Source organism: Providencia sp. PROV040 (assembly GCF_032706145.1).
Classification (GTDB): Bacteria; Pseudomonadota; Gammaproteobacteria; order Enterobacterales; family Enterobacteriaceae; genus Providencia; species Providencia hangzhouensis.
The window spans coordinates 306,698-330,866 of the sequence record NZ_CP120530.1 but is presented as its reverse complement, the minus strand read 5'-3'; the positions used below and the strand labels follow the sequence as shown (position 1 = coordinate 330,866).

The 24,169-nt window shown below is 40.3% G+C and carries 19 protein-coding genes and 1 tRNA gene; 6 read left to right on the top strand and 14 right to left on the bottom strand.

What is annotated here, in order from left to right; translation table 11 throughout:
- Positions 1-5: 5 nt before the first annotated feature.
- Entirely contained in the window at positions 6-848 is an 843-nt protein-coding gene (locus tag P3L40_RS01465) for a 23S rRNA (adenine(2030)-N(6))-methyltransferase RlmJ (RefSeq protein ID WP_004262593.1), read from the bottom strand.
- Positions 849-1,081: 233 nt separating this feature from the next.
- Here P3L40_RS01465 and P3L40_RS01460 point away from each other — a divergent pair, with 233 nt between their 5' ends.
- Together P3L40_RS01460 and yhjD are read left to right on the top strand one after the other, a co-directional pair.
- Complete coding sequence (locus tag P3L40_RS01460; RefSeq protein WP_036958592.1) at positions 1,082-1,486, top strand: DUF1090 domain-containing protein; 405 nt, start codon at positions 1,082-1,084, stop codon at positions 1,484-1,486.
- A 204-nt stretch (positions 1,487-1,690) separates the two neighbouring features.
- Complete coding sequence (gene yhjD / locus P3L40_RS01455) at positions 1,691-2,683, top strand: inner membrane protein YhjD (RefSeq protein ID WP_004262608.1); 993 nt, start codon at positions 1,691-1,693, stop codon at positions 2,681-2,683.
- Positions 2,684-2,729: 46 nt separating this feature from the next.
- Here the strand turns inward: yhjD and P3L40_RS01450 are convergent, their stop codons facing one another.
- Positions 2,730-3,791 carry an NAD(P)H-dependent flavin oxidoreductase gene (locus P3L40_RS01450; protein ID WP_210852427.1) on the bottom strand — a complete coding sequence of 354 codons (1,062 nt, stop codon included), beginning with the start codon at positions 3,789-3,791 and terminating at the stop codon, positions 2,730-2,732.
- A gap of 209 nt (positions 3,792-4,000) precedes the next feature.
- Here P3L40_RS01450 and P3L40_RS01445 point away from each other — a divergent pair, with 209 nt between their 5' ends.
- The gene (locus tag P3L40_RS01445; RefSeq protein WP_153673245.1) at positions 4,001-4,999 is read left to right on the top strand and encodes a serine hydrolase domain-containing protein; all 999 of its coding nucleotides are present in this window, start codon (positions 4,001-4,003) and stop codon (positions 4,997-4,999) included.
- A 66-nt stretch (positions 5,000-5,065) separates the two neighbouring features.
- On the opposite strand, the gene P3L40_RS01440 is transcribed toward P3L40_RS01445, so the two are convergent.
- The 11 genes from P3L40_RS01440 to glyQ all read right to left on the bottom strand — a co-directional run bounded on the left by P3L40_RS01440 (position 5,066) and on the right by glyQ (position 18,994).
- The gene (locus P3L40_RS01440; protein ID WP_228677355.1) at positions 5,066-6,562 is read right to left on the bottom strand and encodes an insulinase family protein; all 1,497 of its coding nucleotides are present in this window, start codon (positions 6,560-6,562) and stop codon (positions 5,066-5,068) included.
- 169 nt (positions 6,563-6,731) lie between these two features.
- Positions 6,732-7,430: a HAMP domain-containing protein gene (locus P3L40_RS01435; protein ID WP_036958595.1), complete on the bottom strand. Its 699-nt coding sequence runs from the start codon at positions 7,428-7,430 to the stop codon at positions 6,732-6,734.
- A 193-nt stretch (positions 7,431-7,623) separates the two neighbouring features.
- The gene (gene dppF / locus P3L40_RS01430; protein WP_136134091.1) at positions 7,624-8,628 is read right to left on the bottom strand and encodes a dipeptide ABC transporter ATP-binding subunit DppF; all 1,005 of its coding nucleotides are present in this window, start codon (positions 8,626-8,628) and stop codon (positions 7,624-7,626) included.
- On the bottom strand, positions 8,625-9,605 hold the full coding sequence (gene dppD / locus P3L40_RS01425) for a dipeptide ABC transporter ATP-binding protein (protein WP_094960799.1): 981 nt from the start codon (positions 9,603-9,605) through the stop codon (positions 8,625-8,627). The genes dppF and dppD overlap by 4 nt, the downstream gene beginning before the upstream one ends.
- 12 nt (positions 9,606-9,617) lie before the next feature.
- A complete protein-coding gene (gene dppC, locus P3L40_RS01420) occupies positions 9,618-10,520 on the bottom strand; it encodes a dipeptide ABC transporter permease DppC (RefSeq protein WP_004262633.1) in 903 nt (300 codons plus the stop codon).
- A 10-nt stretch (positions 10,521-10,530) separates the two neighbouring features.
- On the bottom strand, positions 10,531-11,550 hold the full coding sequence (gene dppB, locus P3L40_RS01415) for a dipeptide ABC transporter permease DppB (RefSeq protein ID WP_004262635.1): 1,020 nt from the start codon (positions 11,548-11,550) through the stop codon (positions 10,531-10,533).
- Positions 11,551-11,718: 168 nt separating this feature from the next.
- Complete coding sequence (dppA, locus tag P3L40_RS01410; protein ID WP_004262639.1) at positions 11,719-13,326, bottom strand: dipeptide ABC transporter periplasmic-binding protein DppA; 1,608 nt, start codon at positions 13,324-13,326, stop codon at positions 11,719-11,721.
- 619 nt (positions 13,327-13,945) lie between these two features.
- Positions 13,946-15,532, bottom strand: coding sequence for a ShlB/FhaC/HecB family hemolysin secretion/activation protein (locus tag P3L40_RS01405; RefSeq protein ID WP_210852429.1), 1,587 nt, complete (start codon positions 15,530-15,532; stop codon positions 13,946-13,948).
- A gap of 177 nt (positions 15,533-15,709) precedes the next feature.
- Positions 15,710-15,786, bottom strand: a tRNA-Pro gene (locus P3L40_RS01400).
- Between the two features lie 220 nt (positions 15,787-16,006).
- Positions 16,007-18,076: a glycine--tRNA ligase subunit beta gene (gene glyS, locus P3L40_RS01395; protein WP_136134093.1), complete on the bottom strand. Its 2,070-nt coding sequence runs from the start codon at positions 18,074-18,076 to the stop codon at positions 16,007-16,009.
- A 9-nt stretch (positions 18,077-18,085) separates the two neighbouring features.
- Positions 18,086-18,994: a glycine--tRNA ligase subunit alpha gene (gene glyQ, locus P3L40_RS01390; RefSeq protein ID WP_004262647.1), complete on the bottom strand. Its 909-nt coding sequence runs from the start codon at positions 18,992-18,994 to the stop codon at positions 18,086-18,088.
- Between the two features lie 202 nt (positions 18,995-19,196).
- Between glyQ and P3L40_RS01385 the strand changes: the two genes are divergently transcribed.
- Positions 19,197-19,760, top strand: a complete 564-nt coding sequence (locus tag P3L40_RS01385; protein ID WP_004262650.1) for a DNA-3-methyladenine glycosylase I — start codon at positions 19,197-19,199, stop codon at positions 19,758-19,760.
- 205 nt (positions 19,761-19,965) lie between these two features.
- Positions 19,966-21,222, top strand: coding sequence for a valine--pyruvate transaminase (locus P3L40_RS01380; RefSeq protein ID WP_094960801.1), 1,257 nt, complete (start codon positions 19,966-19,968; stop codon positions 21,220-21,222).
- Positions 21,223-21,553: 331 nt separating this feature from the next.
- On the opposite strand, the gene P3L40_RS01375 is transcribed toward P3L40_RS01380, so the two are convergent.
- On the bottom strand, positions 21,554-23,212 hold the full coding sequence (locus P3L40_RS01375) for a putative transporter (protein ID WP_136134095.1): 1,659 nt from the start codon (positions 23,210-23,212) through the stop codon (positions 21,554-21,556).
- A gap of 463 nt (positions 23,213-23,675) precedes the next feature.
- On the opposite strand from P3L40_RS01375, the gene P3L40_RS01370 reads away from it, so the two are divergent.
- The gene (locus P3L40_RS01370) at positions 23,676-23,918 is read left to right on the top strand and encodes a YceK/YidQ family lipoprotein (RefSeq protein ID WP_316928004.1); all 243 of its coding nucleotides are present in this window, start codon (positions 23,676-23,678) and stop codon (positions 23,916-23,918) included.
- The last annotated feature ends 251 nt before the right edge of the window (positions 23,919-24,169 follow it).

Sequence of the window (24,169 nt, the reverse complement as noted above, 5' to 3'; positions counted from 1 at the left end):
ACAGTTTACTCTGGCACAATCCACTCAACTAACGTATGCCCAGTGCCTTCTGGGACGAGTGTTTTATGTAACCATGGCAGCACATTCTTCATTTGCTGCTCAAGTTTCCAAGGTGGGTTGATCACTATCATACCGGATGCCGTCATCCCACGTTGGTCGCTATCAGGACGTACCGCCAATTCAATTTGTAATATTTTACGAATGCCTGTTGCTTCTAATTGATTGACCATACGCTTAATTTGTTGACGTAATACAACAGGATACCAAATTGCATATGTTCCTGTTGCAAAGCGTTTATAGCCTTCCACCACCCCTTTCACGACCGCTTCATAATCCGTCTTCATCTCATAAGGAGGGTCCATCAGCGCAAAGCCACGTCGACTCTGTGGGGGTAGTTTCGATTTTAGCTGTTGATAGCCGTCTTCCTTGAAAACTTGCGCGCGGTTATCCCGTGAAAATTCTGTACGTAATAATGGATAATCGCTCGAATGTAGTTCAGTTAATACCAGCTTATCGTGTTCACGTAATAAATATTTTGCTAATAATGGTGAACCTGGGTAATAGCGTAAACGCCCATTATCATTCAATTGGCGCACAATATTCATATACGGCAATAATTCCTCAGGCAAATCAGGTTGCTCCCAAATACGCGCAATCCCTTCAAGATATTCACCTGTTTTTTCTGCATGCTCCCCCGTTAATTGATAACGGCCAGCACCTGAATGTGTATCTAAATACAGAAACGGTTTTTCTTTCTCTTTCAGAGATTCAATGATCAAGCTCTGTACTGTGTGTTTTAACACATCAGCATGGTTGCCTGCGTGAAAGCTGTGACGATAACTTAACATGTAACGTTTGTTTCCTGAGGAAATTCAATACTAGCCACTAAGATGACTATTATTAAATAGGTTCTTTAAAGATAGCCCTTTTGAACAAAAAATAGACCGGATTTATTCATCCGGGTCATTATAGCTAAAATTGACTACAAATGTCATAACCATAGCTGTGTTAAAATTCACATGACTGAAAAGAAATAAAACGCTATCCTAAACACAAATTTTAAAATAAACAGAGGTAAATGATGAATAAACTACTCCTTACAACTAGTATTTGTATTTCCTTTTTTGCTAGCGCATCAGTAATGGCAGCAAAAACACAAAATGGCTGCGAAATAAAGAAACAACGCATTCAAGAACAAATTGATTACGCAAAACAACATGGTAATCAACATCGAGTTAAAGGCTTAGAAGAAGCATTAGATAATGTGAATCGTTATTGCACTCCAGAATCTTTATATCGTGATAGTCAAAAAGATGTAGCTGAGAAAACAGAAAAAGTGCAGGAACGCGAAGCTGAGCTGCAGGAAGAAAAATTAAAAGGCGATGACAGTAGTAAAATTAAAAAACGTGAAAGAAAACTCGCAGAAGCTCAAGCAGAATTAAAAGAAGCCCAAGCTGAACTGCAAGTTTATAAAGATGCGCTTTAATTTCTAACGCCCCTTTTCCTCTGATTAATTAACCAGTTGCTTTGACTTTAAACAAACGTTCCAATGACTATTTGTCTCTTAAAACAGTCATTGGGATGAAGTTACTGTCCAATTTAAGCTATAGTACTATGCATATCATTCATTTATAGGCATTAAATAGGTCGAAAAGTCAGACAACTTTTAGTTGCGGGAAAAGGGGATTAAATGTCGAATACGCAGGAAGAAGAACAGAAAGATACTAATAAACTGAAAGCGACACTGAATAAAAGTATTGATGGCAGTAAAAAAGCAGTGACCTTCTCAATGCGAGTTGTGAACTTTATTTGTGCAATTCCTTTTATTGCTCACATCATTCGTACCGTGCAACGTTTTAATGACCGAATGGGGAACCAGTTTGGGGCTGCAATTACCTATTTCTCCTTTCTCTCTTTAATTCCCGTTTTAATGTTTTCATTCGCCGCTGCCGGTTTTGTATTAGCCAGTAATCCTGAATTGCTTGAAAAATTAGTTCGTGGAATTTCTGCAAATATTACTGACCCTACGCTCGCAAATACATTAGAAAGAACAATAGACACCGCAATCCGCCAACGTACGACAGTTGGGCTGACAGGGTTGGCTTTAGCCGTGTACTCAGGGGTTAATTGGGTTAATAACTTACGTTTAGCTATTTTGGCACAATCACGTTCTGTATGGGAACGTAATGAAGATGAACATGAAAATATTATTTTCCGCTACATTCGCGACTTCTTTGCCTTAATTGGCCTACTTATTGCCTTAATTGTGACAATTACACTTACCTCTGTTGCTGGCTCTGCACAAGCGACGATTGTCAGTACGCTTGGGTTAGATGGTATAGAATGGCTTAAACCTGCTTGGACACTGATTGGTTTAACAATATCAATTACAGCTAATTTCCTACTATTTTTATGGATTTTTTGGATCCTACCGCGTATGCAGCATCGCCGCAGGTCACTATTTAAAGGAACATTGCTTGCAGCTATTGGGTTTGAAATCATTAAATCCATTATGACATGGATTTTACCTAACCTTGCTTCGTCACCTTCTGGAGCTGCGTTTGGTTCAGTGCTTGGCCTAATGGCATTCTTTTACTTCTTTGCGCGTTTAACCTTATTTTGTGCAGCTTGGATAGCGACTGATGAGCCAAAAGGTTCATTGGATAACGAAATAATTAAATAACAACTTACTGGGGCGGTAAGACAAACCGCCCTACCACTGTTTAAAACTAGCGTTTCATTTCTTCTGCCAACGTTCTAACCAATAAAGACGCAGACATCTCACGAGCTTTCGCCACATTCTGCCCCGCCCAATATGCCGCAAACTCATCACTACCTAACTTCATTGCTGCTGCATTGAGCTGCTTACCAATATCATAAACCAATGGATAATCAGGTAATTGACTTGTCTCATAGCCGTTACCTGCTCGAATAAATTGATTAATAATCCCTCTCGCTGGGCGCCCTGAAATAGCAGAAGTTAGTTGAGTGTGATCCGCTGTTTGCAATTTGATCTTAGCTCGATAACCTGCATTCGCGGCAGATTCAGGGCAAAGTAAAAATGCTGTGCCTAATTGAGCGGCAGCAGCACCGCACTCTAAAGCCCTATTGATATCTTGCCCATCCATTATGCCACCCGCAGCAATCACAGGTAAATCAATATGTTGAGAGATTAACGTCACTAATTCATAAGTGGTGAGTTCTTCATCTAAAGCTTGCAAATCAAACATGCCTCGATGCCCTCCCGCTTCAATACCTTGTGCAACAACAGCATCAATTCCAGCCAATTCAATTTGTTGTGCTTCTTGTAAATTCGTTGCCGTCGCCATGGTATAAATACCATGTTGTTTCAATTGCTGTACCACCTCGATGGATGGAATATTAAAATGAAAACTCACTACTGCAGGTTTTGTTTCAAGTAACATAGATAACATTTCTGAGTTATCTAAAAAAGTGTGATAAATTTCATTGAGATAGGTAGGAGGAGTCTCATTAAATTGAGCGAAATAAGGCGCTAAATACTGGCTCCATGCCAGTTCATTATCAGGATGACGTTTCGCAGGTAAATGGCAGAATAAATTGACATTGAATGCTTTACTTGTCAGTGCTTGTGTTTGAGTAATCAATTGGCGAGCTTGTTCTACTGAATTTGCGCCTAGGCCTAGTGAGCCAAGCCCTCCAGCTTCTGAAACCGCAGCGGCTAGCGCCGGAGTAGAAACTCCCGCCATTGGGGCTTGTATGATGGGATAACGCAAACCTAACCTTTGTAGAAATATATTCGAGCTATTCATGTTATTTCCTTTACTTCAATGTCTGGGTACATTTTATGTTCTTATATTGAGGATAAACATAGCACCAAATTTATATAAAAAGAAAAAACACTTGCCATTGTGTCATCGCCATATTGTCACTTTAAGCGCATTTAAAGCGTACAGGGATCGTATAGATATGATTAAGATGCCATATATCCTCATCTTAATCATTCAATAATGAGATTATTATGACCACCTCTATTCAACAGCTCGAAAATTTAACTTGTGGCGTCGTCCTTTACTATCATAATCAGACCAAAAATAGCGTGGGTGCCTTCTGTGCTAGAGGAATGGATATTGAAGGTAGGCCTCTTACTGTTGATACACCACTACGAATTGCCAGTAATACAAAGACATTTACCGCAGCTGCAATTTTACGTCTTGCTGAAATGGAAAAACTCAGTATTGATGATGCAATATCTGAATATATTGACCCTCAATATAATACGCTACTCAGTACCCAATATAATACTCACGCTATCACTATCCGCCATTTACTGGAGCACAGTAGTGGCCTGCTAGACCATGCAGATGGAGACTATCTAAAAGCCGTTCTCAAACAACCTAACTATGTTTGGAGCCGAACAGAACAAATCGAAATGTACATGCGTAAACAATTTCCCACGTTTTCGCCTGCAAAATCCTTTATCTATTCAGATACGGGTTATATTTTGCTCGGTAATATTATTGAACGGATTACGGGGCAATCTCTTGGCCTAGCTGTTAGGGAGCTTTTACATTTCGATTCTATTGGTCTCGAGAGCGCATATTGGGAGTCATTAGAACAACCGCCGCAAATCGCAGCACCACGGGCTCGTCAATATTTAGGTAAATTGGATGGAACACATATTCATGCTTCCATGGATACCTATGGCGGTGGGGGTTTAGTTATGTCCTCGAAACAAATGGCGATATTTCTAGAAGCGCTGTTTGAGGGAAATATTTTTTCATCACCAAATACGCTAGAGACTATGCTAAGTATGGGTTCTCACGAAGGTGCAGAACTTTACCGATTAGGCATTATGGTGAATGTGGTCAATGGTATCACCCTGTATTCACATTTAGGCTTTTGGGGATCTGTAGCCTATTACGCACCAGAAGCAAAAATCAGTGCGGCAGGATTTGTTGATGACAGAGAGTCGCGAGAGACTCTAATTCGCGTTATTGAATCGCTATTAAGCCAATAACATTAATGAAAAGGTAGCCACTGAATCATTCAATGACTATCTTTTCATATATCTATCTTTTCATGCTTATTGTGAGGTGTGATTTTCTTCTGCTGGTGCAGCGGGAGCCGCTTCTGTTGGTACTGGCGCAGCAATTTGGGGCCATAACACCTTGGTAAATTTCTGGCGAATTTGTTCTGCATCCATCATTTGTTTATCTTTTGGCTGCGCTAATACAAACGCTGCCTCTTGAGATAATAACCGACGGGCTTCCATATTCACCTGTTCAAGGCTTTGTGACGCCAAGAAAGATTGCCTTAACCGCTGGTATTGTTCAGGAGCAATGTCAACCACCCCATTTTGTTGGGAAATCAAACGTTGGCTAATCAAAACATCAGTACTCGTACGCGCATAGGCTGCAAATAGTTGCGATAACTGCACTTGTTTTTCTTTAAGCATATCGTCAAATAGCTCAGCAGCAATACCATTTTGGTTAATCGATGCAAGCTCACTCGCAACAATATCCGTTACTGCTGCCATTTTTTCAGGTGCTGCTGTCACTGTTAACGTACAACTGGCTTTCTGATATTGCACACGACAATCCAACCCCGGAACAACTTCCCCTTGATTAAATTTCTGATTAAACGCTTTTTGCAAAGAACGATAAACCGCTTCACGTGCTAAATCGCTCGACCAATAACGCAATAAAACATTTGAGTCTTTAATGGGGAGCCAATCAATATCCCAAATTAATGAAAGCGTATCCTGTGCAGGCTGTTCCTGTAAAATATCAATAGATTGTGGTTTTACCGCCGATAGTACTGCAACAGAAACAGGTTCAGAGCGCCTACCTTCTAATGATGAGAAAGTTTGTGAAATTGAATCAGATAACATTCGAGAATCAACATGGCCCGCTACATACAATGTCATGACGTCCGGTGTGTACCATTTTTGATAAAAAGAATTCACACTATCAAGAGCTACAACATCATTCGGTTTTTGGCCTGGGTCATACCCCATCATCGTCGACCCCTTTAAACGCGCTCGCCAAACGGGATCATTGGCATTTAAAGGAAGTGTTGCAACTGGGACATTTTGTGCTGTCAAACCATTATGTAATGTCGTTTCTGTATACTCAGCTCCTGCAACAGAAGTTGCTAACCAGCTGAGTGCTTGCTTAATTAAGTCTGGGCGATTATTCGGTAAACTTAAGCTATAAATGGTGTAGTCATAAGAAACAACAGCGGGTGGAATTGGCATGTCAGGGTCTGTGGCCTGACGCCAGAAATCTTGTAATGTTGCTGTTGGAAATGCTTCAGTTTGATGAAGCAACGCCATTTTAGGAATGAGGTAACTGTACCCTTTCTCGCTCGCTTTTTCTGTTAATGAGCCTGTTTTAATTGCTAACCTAAGCTGGATACGATCATTAGGACGTTGCGGTGTTTGTAATAATTGCCAGCTAAAGCCATTTTCTAGCTTCCCTTGCTGCCATGCTGGATCAGGTTGTAAAGGCTCAGCTCCCGCTAAATACGCGACTGAGAATAATACAACACCAATGATATACCGAACTTTCAAGCCCTGCATGTAAACCCCTATGTGTTTTATATCTTTATATTTAACCGCAAATAGCAACAGATAAATTAACGAAAAACGTGAACTTATCGGGTTAAACGATATAGTTTGGCTTTATTCCATTTTTCATTGTTACCACTATAACGATATTAGACCATAAAGCTGAGTTCATGTTCATGACTTAATCTGATTTTTGCTGTTTTCTTTGACGGTTATACCCTTTTGCAAGTAAACCGAGCTCATCGTCACGATGATATTCAGACACAACAATTTGATTAACTTCAGAATTTGTCTGTAATTCAATTGCGATTTTACGTAGCGGCCTTATTATCATACGACTGACACACCACGTCATTCCAATAGCAATAATGAGTACCAACAATAAATAAGTTGTTGTCATCAAAGCAAGGGTATTTAGCGCAAACCGATAAACACGGTTAGGATCCACTTGTAATGTTAAATACCCTTGAGGCTTCGCTTGCAACACAACATTTCCATACGCATACAATGGTACGGTCATTTCGACAGGGATCCCCACAAAATGGGTAACCCAATTGGGTATCGGCTTCGGCGTTGCAAAGCTTAGGTTCATTACCGTTGTGCCATCAACAGTAATAATCGCGTTTCCCATAATGCCTGATGTCTTTAAGCTTATCAGCAGCCGTTTAACTTCATTAAGGTCGGAGCTTAGGAGGGAATCTGTTAATGGTTTTTGAATTTGCACTACAGCGTTACTGAGCTGGTCTAAATAATCTTGCTTACGTTGTTCAACTAAGTAACTGAATTGAATAGCTAAAAAAAGCGCAAGTGATAGTAGCGTAATCATAAAGAATACGACCATACTTTTTAATGTTAGTGAGCGTTGGACTCGGGTATTCATTTGGCCACAACCTTTCTAATCAAGCAGCTTTTTAAAGAAAACGGAAACATCAGTCAGTATACTTGATTTTATCCGTAAAAGAGTAGCTTAAAAAGAAAGATTGGGTATTTAGGACAAACAGCATGTTAAAGCGGCTTAAAGTGGCACTAGAATAAAAGACGGCAGAAAGTTAGCCTTTCCACCGTTTCACTCCTTAACTCACGACAACCGTTTGTTTTTCATCTTCATCAACCGCAAAACACGCAACTAACTGTTGGTTATATTCCTTCAATGTTGGTTGAAATTGAGTACACTGACCAAATGCTCTACGGCAACGCGCTGCAAATGCGCACCCCGGTGGTGGGTTTAAAGGACTTGGTAACTCTCCCGTTAACTTAATACGTTCGCGCCGAGCGTCTGGGTTCAACCTTGGTGTCGCTGATAATAACGCTTGAGTATAAGGGTGAAGAGGGTTATTAAAAATCTGCTCTTTTGTTCCTTTCTCCACACAGCGGCCTAAATACATCACCATAACTTCATCAGCAATATGCTCTACCACCGATAAATCATGTGAAATAAAGACATAAGACAAACCTAAATCTTGCTGTAAATCCATCATCAGATTTAATACTTGAGCACGAACAGAAACATCCAGTGCGGAAACGGGTTCATCTGCAACCACGATGTCAGGGTCAAGCATTAAACCACGTGCTATCGCGATACGCTGGCGTTGACCACCAGAAAACATGTGAGGATATCGGCTATAGTGCTCTGTTTTTAAACCCACTTTAGCCATCATCGATAATACTTTTTCCCTGCGCTGCTCTTTCGACAGTGAAGTATTAATCAATAACGGCTCTTCCAAAATTTGCCCCACCTTTTTACGTGGATTCAAAGAGCCATAAGGGTTTTGAAACACAATTTGGATTTTTTGGCGACGCAGTTTCTCTGCAGACTTATCTTTTACTAACAAGTTTTGGTCTTGGTAATACAACTCGCCCTCAGAAGGTTGCTCAATCATGGTTAATAAACGACCTAATGTCGATTTACCACACCCCGACTCCCCAACCACGGCCAGTGTTTTACCTCGTTCTAGCTCAAAAGAGACTCCATCCAATGCTTTTAAGGTTTTTTCAGCAGCAAAAACCCCTCTTTTGACGGAATAATATTTTTTCAAATCCACCGCTTTGAGCAATGGAGTGTGTTGTTTATCACTCATAATGTTGGCCTCCCCATATCATCCAGCGGCATATGGCATTTGACTTGGCGATCACCAACGGTTTGTAACATTGGCTCTTCTTGACGGCATTTCTCCGTTGCATACGGACAACGTGGGTTCAATAAACACCCTACAGGCCTATCGTATTTTCCGGGAACCACACCAGGAAGTGAGGCTAAACGGGATTTATTCGTCGCAAATTCCGGCAAGGCACGTAATAGCGCTTGTGTATAAGGATGGCGAGGATGTTTAAAAATATCACTTGCTTTGGCGGACTCCACCACCTGCCCCGCATACATCACAATAATATGATGCGCAGCTTCTGCCACTAAAGCGAGGTCATGCGTGATAAGCACTAATGCCATATTTTCTTGCTGCTGCAATTCCAACAATAATTCAATAATTTGGGCTTGAATAGTGACATCTAATGCCGTTGTCGGCTCATCCGCAATCAATAATTTAGGCCGGCATGCTATTGCCATAGCAATCATCACACGCTGGCTCATTCCTCCTGACAATTGGTGAGGATACACATCTAAACGTGATTGTGGGTCAGGGATACCCACCATGTCTAACAGGTCAATTGCCCGTTGCTTACGCGTACTTTTGCTGCCGCCTTGGTGGACTTTCAATGCTTCCATAATCTGATAACCCACCGTAAAACATGGGTTTAAACTGGTCATCGGGTCTTGGAAAATCATCGCCACATCGGCACCAACGATTTGCCGGCGCTCTTTTTCAGGGATTGACAGTAAATCTCGTCCATCAAATTGCAATGAATTCGCCATCACTTTTCCCGGGTAATCAATTAACCCCATAATAGCCAGTGAACTCACTGATTTACCTGAACCAGATTCCCCTACAATACCAACGACTTGGCCTTTATCAACGCTATAGCTGATGCGGTCAACGGCGCGAAACGGTGCCTTTTCGTCTCCGAAATGAACCGAAAGTTGTTCTACATTTAACAATGCCATTTGGTTACCTCATCACTGCTTGAGTTTTGGATCAAATGCATCACGTAACCCATCACCCATCAGGTTAAACGCAAGCACCGTCAATAAAATTGCCAGTCCAGGGAAAGTCACAACCCACCATGCGCTTTGTGCAAATTGCAGCACATCAGACAGCATCGTTCCCCACTCAGGAGTTGGTGGCTGCGCGCCCATTCCGAGGAAACCCAAAGCAGCCATATCTAAAATGGCATTCGAAAAACCTAAAGAGGCTTGTACAATCAATGGTGCCAAACAGTTAGGCAAAATATTCACGAACATTTGGCGTACAGCCCCTGCACCCGCAACACGAGAAGCCGTCACATAGTCACGGTTGACTTCCACTAAAACAGCCGCTCGTGTTAATCGAATATAGTGAGGTAATGCAACAAACGTCAAAGCAATCGAGGCATTAACAATCGAAGGTCCAAAAATGGCGACCAGTACCAAAGCTAATAACAAACTTGGCAATGCCAACATGATATCGACAACTCGCATAATTAATGCGTCAACGACACCACCAAAATAGCCAGCGATCACACCAATAGTGACCCCCATGATTAACGACAGCACAACCACTAAACAACCAACTAGCAGTGACAGGCGGGCGCCATACATTAAACGAGAGAGTAAATCGCGCCCAACATCATCAGTGCCTAAAATAAACTGCCAACTTCCCCCATCTTCCCAAACGGGTGGAGCAAGTAAGAAATCACGAAATTGTTCATCTGGAGCATGTGGAGCTAATATACCTGCAAAAATCGCAATCAGTACCATCAGGATAATGTAGAACATCCCGACAACTGCCCCTTTGTTACGTTTAAAATAATGCCAAAATTCTTGTAATGGTGTCATCGGCTGTGGGGCGCTGACAACGGTTGGCTCAGTAGATTGAGACATTTAGCGCTCCTTATTTCTTATGACGAATACGTGGGTTTACAATGCCATACAGCACGTCGACCACTAAGTTTACGAAGATAATCAGTGTAGCAACCAGCAGAACTCCCCCTTGTACCACAGGGTAATCACGACGCTGTAGCCCTTCGATTAACCAGCGCCCTAACCCAGGCCATGAGAAAATAGTTTCTGTCAAGATAGCCCCTGCTAACATCACCCCAACCTGCAAGCCAATTACCGTAACAACGGGTAATAATGCATTACGTAGTGCGTGAATTAAAATTACGCGAGCGCGGCCAAGACCTTTAGCACGTGCAGTACGAATATAATCCTCTCCCAATACTTCCAACATTGACGAGCGAGTCATACGCACAATAACGGCTAATGGGATCGTACCCAAAACAATGGAAGGCAATATCAAGTGCTCTACCGCATCAATAAAATCGCCATCTTCACCCCAAATTAGGGTATCAATTAGCATAAAACCGGTCAGAGGCTGGGAATCATCAAGAAAAACAGTGTCACTCACTCGTCCTGCAACAGGGGTGAGGTCTAATTGCACCGACACTAACATGATGAGCATGATCCCCCACCAGAAGATAGGCATTGAGTAACCTGTTAAAGAAAGGCCAATTGCAGTATGGTCAAAGATTGAACCACGTTTTACTGCGGCTAAAACCCCAACTGGGATCCCAACAGAAATTGCAAAAATCATGGCACAAGTTGCCAATTCAACTGTCGCTAAAAAACGGGGTAAAAACTCTTCCCATACACCGATGCGACTTTTTAAGGAAATCCCTAAATCACCATGAAATATCCCATTGATATAATGAAGATATTGTTTCCAAAGTGGCTGATCAAGCCCTAACTCTGCCATTAAATAAGCATGCCTTTCAGGGGATAGTCCCCTTTCACCGGCCATGATCATCACCGGGTCGCCTGGGATCATGTGGACAAAGGCAAAAGTCAATAATGTAATACCGATAAACGTGGGGATCACAAGCCCCAATCGTCGGAGGATAAATTGCAACATATCCTGAATCTCTTTAATAATGCCGTTGACGGCTCTTAGTCCGTTTGGCTACTCAGAAAATTGCTTTTCCGGGTGCTCACAAACAACTTAACTTCTCTGCTTCTTCTAGAGAAGAAAACGCCCTCCGCTCTAAACCAGCAACGAAGGGCATAGACAGATTAGATACGATTACTTCTCAATATCGACGTTTTCGAAGTGGTGCTTGCCTAGTGGGTCAACCACATAGCCTTTGACTTCTTTACGTACGGGTTCAAACACTGTAGAGTGCGCGATAATGAGGGCTGGCGCCTGCTCATTCATCACAACTTGCGCTTGTTTGTACAGTTCGACTCGCTTGTCGTGATCTGCTGTTTGGCGCGCTGGTTGGATCAAGTTCTCAAAGCTTTCATTACACCATTTTGAGTAATTAGAACCTTGCTCTTTTGCTGCACAGCTAAACAAGGTTGCAAAGAAGTTATCAGGGTCCCCATTGTCACCCGTCCAACCCATCATTACTGTTTGTGGCTCACCATCTTTCGCACGTTTGAGGTACTCTCCCCATTCGTAGCTAACAACTTTTGATTTAACGCCAACTTTTGCCCAGTCTGCTTGGATCATTTCCGCCATACGGCGTGCATTTGGGTTATATGGTCGTTGAACAGGCATTGCCCACAGGTCAATTTCAAAACCATTCGGGAAACCCGCTTCTGCTAATAAGGCTTTGGCTTTTTCAGGATTATATTCGTAATCGTTCACCGCATCGTTATAGCCCCACATTGTCGGTGGGATAAGGTTTTTCGCTTTTTGGCCTGCACCTTGATAAACCGCTTCGATAATTGCATCTTTGTTCACCGCCATAGACAGTGCTTGGCGAACCTTTTGATTATCCAACGGTTTTTTCTCAACATTATAAGAGAGATAGCCGACGTTTAGGCCTGGTTGCTCCATTAATGTAATGTCTTTATCTTGCTTCATGCGCTCTAAATCAGCCGGGTTTGGATATGGCATGACTTGGCATTCATTTTTTTGCAGTTTTGCATAACGAACGGAAGCATCTGGTGTGATAGAGAAGACTAAACGGTCAAGTTTAGGTTTTGTACCCCAATATTGGTCATTGGCTTTATAAAGAATACGAGAGTCTTTTTGGTATTGTTGCAGAACAAATGGGCCCGTTCCAATTGGGTTTAAGTCCACTTTCTCTGGCGTACCCGCTTTCAACATCTGGTCTGCATATTCAGCAGAAAGAATCGATGCAAAGTCCATTGCCATATCAGCTAAGAATGGTGATTCTGGGCGAGTTAATGTGATTTTTACTGTGTTATCATCGACTTTTTCAACTTTATCGATAATTTTATCCATATCCATTCCCATAAAGTATTCATAGCTACCGCCTGAAACTTTGTGATATGGGTGATTTGCATCTTTTTGGCGCATAAATGTATAAATCACATCATCTGCGTTAAGATCACGGGTCGGTTTAAATTCTTTGTTAGAGTGCCATTTGACACCCTTACGTAGATGGAAAGTGTACTCTTTACCATCATCACTCACTTCCCAGCTTTCCGCTAAACCCGGTTCAATTTCCGTTGTTCCTAATTTGAATTCAACTAAACGGTTATACAGCGGGATAGAGCTTGCATCATAGGTTGTTCCTGATGTGAACAACTGTGGGTTAAAGCCTTCTGGAGAACCTTCAGAACAGTAAACTAACGTTTTTGCCTGTACTGTTGCTGATACTGCTAATGCTGCCAATGTAAGTCCTACAGTCAGTAGACCTGTCTTTTTAATAGAGCGCATCTGTATGCTCCTATGGTGTTCATGTTGTTTTGCTTGATGTCTAAATCCGTCATAAAAGCGACAGATGTAGTATCTGTATTTTTTGTTATTCATTGTGCAATTAATCAACTGTCACTCACTTCGTCAATAGCCACATTTACGCTCCGCCCACAATTCATGTAACATATTAGAAACAATTAGCATTGCAATTTAGCTTAAAATTTCATAATGAAGTGCAAGATGCAGGTGTTATAACCATATAATTAGTAGTGAATAGGGTTTTATATCGAGGTTATTTATTTTTATATTTGTGATTAAGTGCTGAATTACTGAACGAATATAGTGCTTTTGTTGGCATGATACGAAATAAAACACTAGAGAGAATCGATGTGGAAATTATTTTAGTATGTAATTATTTAGTTTGTTTTTTATGCAAATAAAAAACATTCAACTGCTTTCACTAAACATAATTTTAACCAATTGATAACTTAAAGAATAAAATAATACTGGCTGTAGTTTGTATTCTTATTTTCCAAAGTACAGAATATGCTTTAATACTGATGATAAAAACTACAATTGCCTAATATTACCTAGGTCATTTTAAATAGATACAATCACCAGCTTTAACCCTATGATTTAATTAATAATGAAATTTCATTTGAAGGCTCGAACTCATTGAATTTGCCAGTAGTCGGTCAGTTTGCCAAACTGGCGCTTCTACAAATAAATGATATGACAAACTCCCAATTTGGCCTTTAGCTCCGACTCTCCCTCCCAGCAATAGGTTTTCTTTCCAAAATGTGGCTCTATCATTTGATGTTGTTCCTAAACCTAACGAGGTATATAAAGCCATTTGCGGCCATGGGCTCTGCCAGACCACCTCGTTTTGTAGCTTTAAGCTATTATCCCCCATTTCAAGGTGCTCAGCTCCACCGATAAAACCACTAACACCTCCAAATCCAGTAAGTGATCCTTGGTCTAATAAAACATCTAGCTTGTCACGACTTAATTGCATATCAAATTGGCTTTGATATTGAAAAGGGGAGGCTTCCTTCATTGCTGAAGCCGAAATCTGTAAAACCTGTGGCTTATTTAAACCCGTAATTTGCTGTACATTGGTACCAAACCAGTTAGTTCCTTGTTTATACGTTAATGTAACTAAAGCACTTCCCCGTAGAAAATTGACCTGATGAGTTAACCCACCAATGATGTAATGAGCCAAGCGTTGTTGTGTTCGTAAGTGTAGGTCAGCCAAAAACATGTCACTTTTTTGGCTTTCAGACCCTAGACTTAATGAAGTTACCGTTTTTTCTGTTCGTTTTAATAAATATTCGGCTTGTAGTAATAAGAAGCCGTTATGCTGCTGTAGTGGTAAAGCGACATCATTGCAGGTAATAACTGTTTTATTTTCCTGATACCCACTAAATATTGAAAACAACCAATATTGATAGGGGAGAGAGTAAAATAATATTGCTGATTTAATTTCAGTTTCTTCTGTGTTACTAAACTGACGGCTGATTTCTGAATATAAAAAATCACTTCGTAAAAAAGGATTGGCGACCATAAAAGTATGGCCAACAGTGCTACCGACTTGCCGAGAAATTGAGTGTGATTCAAAAGAAAGCGCACCTTGGAATTCGCGTCGGTGCTGGCCTACCACGACAATTTGAGTAGCATTCCCATAGGTATCATCAGGAATTAGTTTGATATGGAAAGGAAGTAAAGATGTATTTTGCAAATTGTACAAGCCTTGTTCAATTTGCCGTAAATTAAGCGTATCACCTAACTGGAAAGGAAATATGTGTGGTAGTAATTTATCTTCTGACTGCTCATTTTGATAAACCACAGAAGAAACCGTTCCTGCTATTATTTTTGCTTGCAAAATACCAAACAGAAAAGTTTGCTCAGGGTAATACAAGTAAGAGGTCAGATAGCCAGCATGAATTAACTTCGCCGTAATATCATCTGCATAGTTGAGTAAGCCTTGTTCATCAATACATTGGCCCTCTATCTTTTGCCGCCATTTATTGACTTGGCTAACAGCTATTTCCTTAATCTGCTCAAGCCCAATGAAATGTACTTGATTTATCATAATACAAGTAGATGGCATCTCAACAATACCATTTGGAGGCGCTATAGGCGCGCTATAAGCTTTAAAGCCAATAACGGTATAAAGACTTAATAAGAAGAAACAAAGATGTATTGATAAAACGTTATTAACTTTCATTAACGAGTCCTTGTAATGAAAAAGCGTTTTTACCTAAAACAACATGAGTGAATCAGCTTATATATCAACAGAGATAGGTTATTGAGTGCAAGCCAAGTTAGTCTGAAATAGTTGGGGTGAAAAATAGGAAGGGATATAAACGAAAAAACCCACCTCAATGAGGTGGGTTCTAAAATTTGGTCGGCGAGAGAGGATTCGAACCTCCGACCCACTGGTCCCAAACCAGTTGCGCTACCAAGCTGCGCTACTCGCCGAAAACGGTGTGAATAATACTGCCAAGAACGGAGATCGTCAACCCATTTTTCGCCAATTCTGTTCGTTTGCTGATAAAACCACCAAAACAGTAAGGCTTATATGCAAATTACCTTATTTTAAGTAAAAAATAAGCACTAGAATATTTTAGTGCTTATTTATCAAACAGGTTAGCGTTTATAAAAATAACGTTAACTACAAGCTAATAACCTATTTTTAAGGCTATTGAAGCAAAGAAATATCCGCTACTTTTAAGAACAACTCACGTAATTGGCTTAATAGCGTCAAACGATTAATACGAACCGCTTGGTCTTCATCCATTACCATAACATTTGCAAAGAATTCATCCACGATATCGCGTAAAGAAGCTAATTCAACTAAAGCCTCTTGATAATTCCTTTCTGCAAACATTGGCGCAAGTTTATCTTGCAATACCACAACATGGGTCGCAAGTTTGACTTCTTCAGGTGTTTTTAGAACAGAAGCTAAAACGTTATCAGCCAATTTTTCTTCTGATTTGCTCAGAATATTGGAAACACGTTTATTTGCCGCTGCAAGTGCCTGCGCCTCTTCTAATGAACGGAAGTGAGTAACAGCTTTCACTCGTGCATCAAAGTCAGCAGGTTGTGTTGGATGACGAGCTAATACCGCTTGGATGGTATCAATACTATAGCCTAATTCTTGATACCAAGAACGGAAACGACCAAGCATGAACTCGACAACGTCATTAACCACATTTTTATTGGTTAATTTATCACCGTATAAACGAGCTGCTTCTTCTGTCATTTCAACAAGATCAAGCTGGTAGCCTTTTTCTACGATGATGCGTAAGACACCTAATGCAGCACGGCGCAAAGCGAATGGGTCTTTATCGCCTTTAGGATGTTGGCCAATACCAAAAATACCAGCAAGCGTATCCATTTTTTCAGCCAATGCTAATGCGGCTGAAACATCAGTCGATGGAAGTGCATCTCCAGAAAAACGCGGTTGGTACTGCTCTTTTAAAGCTAATGCAACGTCTTCTGACTCACCATCATGGCGTGCATAATGCATTCCCATAACGCCTTGAGTGTCTGTGAATTCAAACACCATATTAGTCATTAAGTCACATTTTGCTAATAAACCAGCTCGTGTCGCATGGTTTACATCCGCACCAATTTTGTTTGCAATCCAGCCAGCTAATGCTTCTAAACGGTCAGTTTTATCACGCAGTGTACCTAATTGTTTTTGGAACAATACAGTTTCTAAGCGTGGTAAGTTATCTTCCAAACGTTGTTTACGGTCAGTTTTAAAGAAAAATTCAGCATCTGCTAAACGCGGGCGTACAACTTTTTCGTTACCTGAAATAATTTGCTGAGGATCAGAAGACTCAATATTTGCCACAAAGATAAAATTAGGCATTAACTTGCCCGTCTTATCATAAACTGGGAAATATTTTTGGTCCCCTTTCATGGTATAAACTAGCGCTTCTGAAGGAACATCTAAGAATTTCTCTTCAAATTTAGCTGTTAAAACGACCGGCCATTCAACCAATGAAGTCACTTCTTCAAGCAAACTATCTGTTAAGTCAACTTGACCACCAAGAGCCTGAGCCGCTTTTTCCGCATCTGCTTTAATAACCGCTTTACGTTCTGCGTAATCCGCCATGACTTTACCGCGTTCACGTAAAATGGCTGGATATTGTTCCGCATTATCAATAGTAAATTCAGATTCACCCATGAAACGGTGACCACGAATTGTGCGCCCGCTCTTAATACCTAAAATTTCGCCATCAATAACATCACTACCCAGTAACAATGTTACCGTGTGCACAGGGCGAACAAATTGTGTGTCCTTATCTGCCCAACGCATTAATTTAGGTATAGGTAATTTGGCCAATGCACGGCTAACCATATCAGCCAGTAATTCACTGACTGCCTGCCCTTTCATTTGGGCACGATAGAGTAGCCACTCGCCTTTATCCGTGGTCAAACGCTCAGCTTGATCAACGGTAATACCACACCCGCGAGCCCAGCCTTCAGCGGCTTTAGTTGGTTGGCCATCTGGACCGAATGCTTGAGAGATAGCAGGGCCGCGTTTTTCAATTTCACGGTCTGGCTGTGAAGCCGCTAAATCAGCGACTTTAAGTGCTAACCGGCGAGGAGCAGCAAACCACGTTACTGCACCATGAGCAATATCTGCCCCATCAAGTTCAGCCGTAAAATTTGCAGCAAATGATTCAGCTAATGAACGAAGAGCCTTCGGCGGTAACTCTTCGGTGCCGATTTCCACAAGGAAAGTCTGTTGAGTCATGACAGCCTCTTAGTTCTTATGACACATAGGGAATCCAAGCGCTTCACGAGAAGCATAATACGCTTCTGCAACCCCTTTGGTTAGGGTACGAATACGTAAGATATAGCGCTGGCGTTCAGTAACAGAAATGGCTTTACGTGCATCGAGTAAGTTGAAAGTATGAGCCGCTTTCAAGATACGTTCGTATGCAGGTAGTGGAAGTGGCGTTTCCAAAGCCAGCAAGTGTTGAGCTTCTTTTTCGTACTCTTCAAAGCATTTGAAAAGAAAATCAACATTTGCGTATTCAAAGTTATAGGTTGATTGCTCAACTTCGTTTTGATGATAGATATCACCATAGGTAGTTTTACCCAATGGGCCATCACACCAAACAAGGTCATACACGCTGTCCACGCCTTGGATATACATCGCTAAGCGCTCTAAACCGTATGTAATTTCACCTGTTACTGGTTTACACTCAAGACCACCGACCTGCTGGAAGTAAGTGAACTGAGTAACTTCCATCCCATTAAGCCACACTTCCCAGCCTAATCCCCAGGCACCTAATGTTGGGTTTTCCCAGTTATCTTCAACAAAACGAATGTCGTGAACTGTTGGGTCAACACCTAATTCTTTTAAAGAACCAAGGTATAACTCTTGGATATTGTCTGGTGATGGTTTGATGATCACCTGAAACTGGTAATAGTGTTGTAGACGGTTTGGGTTTTCACCATAGCGGCCATCAGTTGGTCGACGAGATGGTTGAACATAAGCCGCTGCAATAGGCTCAGGGCCTAATGCGCGCAAACACGTCATTGGGTGAGAAGTTCCAGCGCCGACTTCCATGTCCAATGGTTGAACAATGGTACAGCCTTGACGCGCCCAGTAGTCCTGTAATGTCAGGATAAGACCTTGAAAGGTTTTGGTATCAAACTTTTGCATGTTAGATCCGCACGCGATACGTAAAATTTAATGAAAGTACGCCAGTATACCCTTTGACCGCAAGATATACAGCATTGAATATGCCTGTATTTATTCTAAAAATAAAAAAAAATACTTTCACCCCTTTTAAGCTGGTTATTTATACAGTATAAATAGTTTGTTTTTTGAAGCAAACCAATTACCATTGTAAAAAGGATGAAAAATGGATACCGCACTAACACGTTGCCATTGGGTCAATCAAGATCCTGAATATATCGCTTATCACGACCATGAATGGGGTAAACCCACTTATGATAACTTAACGTTATTTGAAATGATCTGCCTTGAAGGCCAACAAGCCGGGCTCTCTTGGTACACCATTTTAAAAAAACGCCAAGGATATCGTGATCTATTTCATCATTTCGACCCTGAAAAAATTGCATCAATGAATGAAGACGATATTGAGCGACTCATGCAAGATACTCGGATCATCCGTAATCGATTAAAAATTAATGCAATTATTGCAAATGCAAAAGCTTATTTAGCCATGAAAGAAAATGGTGAAGACTTCTCCACTTTTATTTGGCAATTTGTTAATGGCCAACCCATTATCAACGGTTGGGAGCTCTCATCACAAGTTCCTGCGGAAACAGAACTTTCTAAGCTTCTCTCCAAAGCGCTCAAAAAACGTGGGTTTAAATTTGTCGGCTCAATTACTTGCTACGCCTTTATGCAAGCAACTGGCATGATAAATGACCATTTAGTGAATTGTTGCCAATTTAAATAAATTAGTTTTTATCGGTGTAACTCATCGAGTAAAAAGAAAAATAAACCACCAAAGCATTAACATTGCAACATTTTAGACTGTTAAATATATCCATCTTAATATTTTATCTTAATAAAAGATAGAAATTGGTGGTTGAACTCTGAGGTGCAGCGGAGTATGTTTTAAATTCCATTAACAATCTAATAAATATATGTGAATAAATGCGATGATATTTTCTAAATTTGGCAATAAATTTGCTAAAAATTCAGGTATTTCATTATTAATGAAAGACTTGAATGAAGGCATAAGAACCCCTGGCTCCATTATGTTAGGGGGAGGAAATCCTGCTCATATCCCTGAAATGGATAAGTATTTCCAAGATCTGTTAGCTGAGATGTGTGCTAATGGCCAATTGACGGACACTTTATGTAATTATGATGGTCCTCAAGGTAAAGATGCCATGTTGAAAGCGCTTGCAGCAACGCTAAAAGCAAAACTAGGTTGGAATATTAGCGCGAAAAATATTGCCCTATCTAACGGCAGCCAGAGTGCTTTTTTCTATCTATTTAACTTGCTAGCCGGTCGCTTTGAAGATGGTATCACCCGTAAAGTGCTATTTCCTCTTGCCCCTGAATATGTCGGTTATGCAGACTCAGGTCTTGATGATGGCTTATTCGTCGCGAATAAGCCACAAATAGAATTTTTACCTAATGGTCAATTTAAATACCGAGTCGACTTCAACACATTAGAGGTTACTGATGATATTGGGGTGATTTGTGTGTCTCGCCCAACAAATCCGACTGGTAATGTCATTACTGATGAAGAAGTTGAGCATTTAGACCAACTAGCTAAACAACATAATATTCCACTACTAATAGATAATGCTTATGGTGTTCCTTTCCCTGGCATTATTTTCAGCGAAGCTACGCCATTTTGGAACGAAAATGTCATTCTTTGTATGAGTTTATCTAAACTTGGTTTACCAGGAACTCGATGCGGCATTATCATCGCTAACGAAGAAATCATTGAAGCTGTTAGTAATATGAATGGCATCATCAGCCTTGCTCCTGGTGGCATAGGCCCTGCGCTTGCCTTAGAAATGCTTAAAAAAGATGACCTTATCTCGTTATCTAAAAATGTAATTGGTCCTTTTTATAAGCAGCGTGTAGAAGAAGCCATCGAAATTATTCGCCGCTATATCCCAGAAGATAAGTGTTTAATTCATAAGCCAGAAGGTGCCATTTTCCTCTGGTTATGGTTTAAAGACCTACCAATTAATTGCTTAGAATTATACCAACGCTTAAAAAAACGTGGTGTATTGATGGTTCCCGGCCATTACTTCTTCCCTGGTATTGAACAGGATTGGCCACATGCGCATCAATGTATGCGTATGAACTATGTCCCTGAGCCAGAAAAAATTGAACAAGGGATCAAGATATTAGCTGAAGAGCTTGAAAAAGCTTATCAAGAAGTGACCTGCTAGTCGTGAAACGACAAGATACTTTTAGCCCTGTTATTGCAATATTTAGGTAAAAAAAAAGCCCTTTCATATAGAAGGGGCTAAAAATTAGCGAGAACTCCGTAATTGAAATCAAATTAATTTTTCAATACGAATATCATTCAAAACTATTAGAACATCTTTTCTATTTGGTTATTGCTTAAACAAAAGCACTTTTTGCCCCTATATATCGTGATACCTTACATTACTGCCTTATACATCAAACATCAAAATCCAAATATCATATTGAAAAAGCTATAATTTTAGAAATTTCAATAGAATTTCTGCTATTCATCGGTTTAACAATCACATCTAGCTAAACCGCCCAAAATAAAATAGCCAGCAATTGTGGAGAAATAATTCTTAAAAACATCGCTAATGGATAAACCGTTGCATAAGACAATGCCGGAGCACCGCTGGCCGCATGAATATTATTTGCAAAAGCCAGTGCAGGAGGGTCTGTCATAGAGCCCGCTAGCACCCCACAAAGGCTCAAATAGTTCATTTTGCCAAAAATTCGAGCTACAACACCTGTAATAAATAGTGGTACAAACGTAATCAATAGCCCATAACCAATCCACGTTAGCCCATCACCTTTAATTAAAGTATCAATGAAGCCACCACCAGAATTGAGCCCAACAACAGCGAGGAACATGACGATTCCCAGTTCTCTCAGCGCTAAGTTTGCACTCGGAGGCATAAACCAATATAAACGCCCTATAGTCCCTATACGACCGAGAATTAGAGCAACAACCAGTGGCCCTCCCGCTAATCCTAGTTTCAGTGCGGCAGGAAAACCAGGAACAAAAACGGGTATTGACCCCAGCACAACTCCAAGCCCTATCCCGAGGAATACAGGTAACATTTGAACTTGCTGTAGTTTCTGTTTCGCATTACCTAACAAAGCGGTGACGGCTTCGATTGACTCAGGACGTCCAACAATATTTAAAATATCACCAAATTGTAAAACCGAATTGTTATTAGCAACTAAATCAATACCAGTACGGTTTAATCGTGTCACAACAACATCATATTTTTGTTTTAAGTTTAAGTCTTTCAGCCTTTTACTTAGTACAGCATCATTCGTCACCACCACACGAACGGAATGCAAAATAGAGCTTGATGTCGACAAGGATACGTCAACTTCCTCACCTAATATTAAACGAACTCTATTTAAATCATCTTTTAAACCAACAACGTGCAATAAGTCACCTAAATGAATTTCTGTGGTAGGCTGAGGAACAACCAGCATGTCCCCACGTTTTAATCTTGAGCAAACAATAGCTTCACTACCAAGCAGCGGGATGTCTTGCATCATTAAGCCATCAAGATTGGCGTTACGAATGGCAATGTTCATAGTCTGCAGAGAGTCGCGCTGTTGAAAAGTGGAACTATTAAATGCAGAAGCTTCTTTCTCTACTGAAATTCTAAAGATAATGCGTACTAACCACATCACCAATAAGATGCCACAAATCCCCATAGGGTAAGCCATGGCATAGCCCATCCCCATCTGGCCAACAAGATTAGGGTCAGATCCTAAGTCAGTTAAAATTTGCTGACCAGCACCTAAAGATGGCGTATTCGTTACCGCCCCTGAGAAAATACCTAAGATAATCGGTAATGGAATATTCGCGACTTTATATATGATTGCTGTTACCACTGCGCCTAAGACAACGACCATCAACGCAAAGCCATTTAGTTTCAGCCCAGAAACGCGTAGAGAAGAGAAAAAACCAGGCCCAACCTGAATACCTATTGTGTATACAAACAGTATCAAGCCAAATTCTTGAATAAAATGCAGCATGTCTTTATTAAGTTGCAAGCCATAACTTTGGGCGAAGTGTCCAACAATGATCCCCCCAAATAGAACACCACCAATCCCTAGCCCAACACTCCGGATCTTCCAATTTCCAATCCATAGCCCTAAAGCAGCAGCTAACGCCAACAAACTTACAGTAAGAGCTAATTCACTCATAGACCGCATCCTTTTGACGACAAGTTACCCGTTAAACACACCCAAATAGGTGATAAAACATACTACTGAATCGATTATGCCAAATAGCATGAGGGTAATATGTGCCATAGAGCACAGTTCAGAAGGAATAAATGATCTATTTTTTTAGAATTTTCAACCTGATAACAAATATAAAATAGTATGTCTTTATTTCTTAACGTTATTTATCATTCATAGAAATAGCTACTTAAGACAAACATTTTTAGTTAATAGCTACAAGTAAACTATTAACTAAAAAAATACATACGATTAAATAAAATAATAATACAACACCATTATTGTGAATTTCTTGTTTTTAGTTATTATAAGTAAATATTGGGGACGACAAACTAAATACAGGTTAACAATGTCTATGCCGAGTTTAATTTCAATACGATTATATTTTCTTATCGCACCTCTTATTTTGAGTGGTTGCTCCAGTATTATGACTCATGCAGGCCCATCAGAAGGTTATTACCCTGGTTCGAAAAACAGTATTAAAATGATTAAAGATGATGAGACTGGCTGGGTTGTTAAACCTTTACTTGCTATTGATTTACCCTTTTCTGTTGTTATGGATACTCTTTTAATTCCTTTAGATTACGCGAAATCGGGTAATGGTGATAAAGCAGACTCACCCAAAAAACGCATAGAAGAACTTGAAAATAAAGATAAAACCAAAAAGTAATTCAGGCTCAATCAAACGTTTGTAATTAAAATTTCATTGTGTATTAACTGTATTTATGAATACATTATTTTTTAATCTAAGATCTGACCAATCATTTATATAATATCTGTTTAATTATTATCTTATTATGATAGCTATCTCCTTAACTTAAATATTCTATTCTATTTATAAGTATTTTTGCACTCATTACATGAATAATTAACAATTAAATTTTTTAAATGCTAATCAGAGAAAAATAAAAACAGTCACAG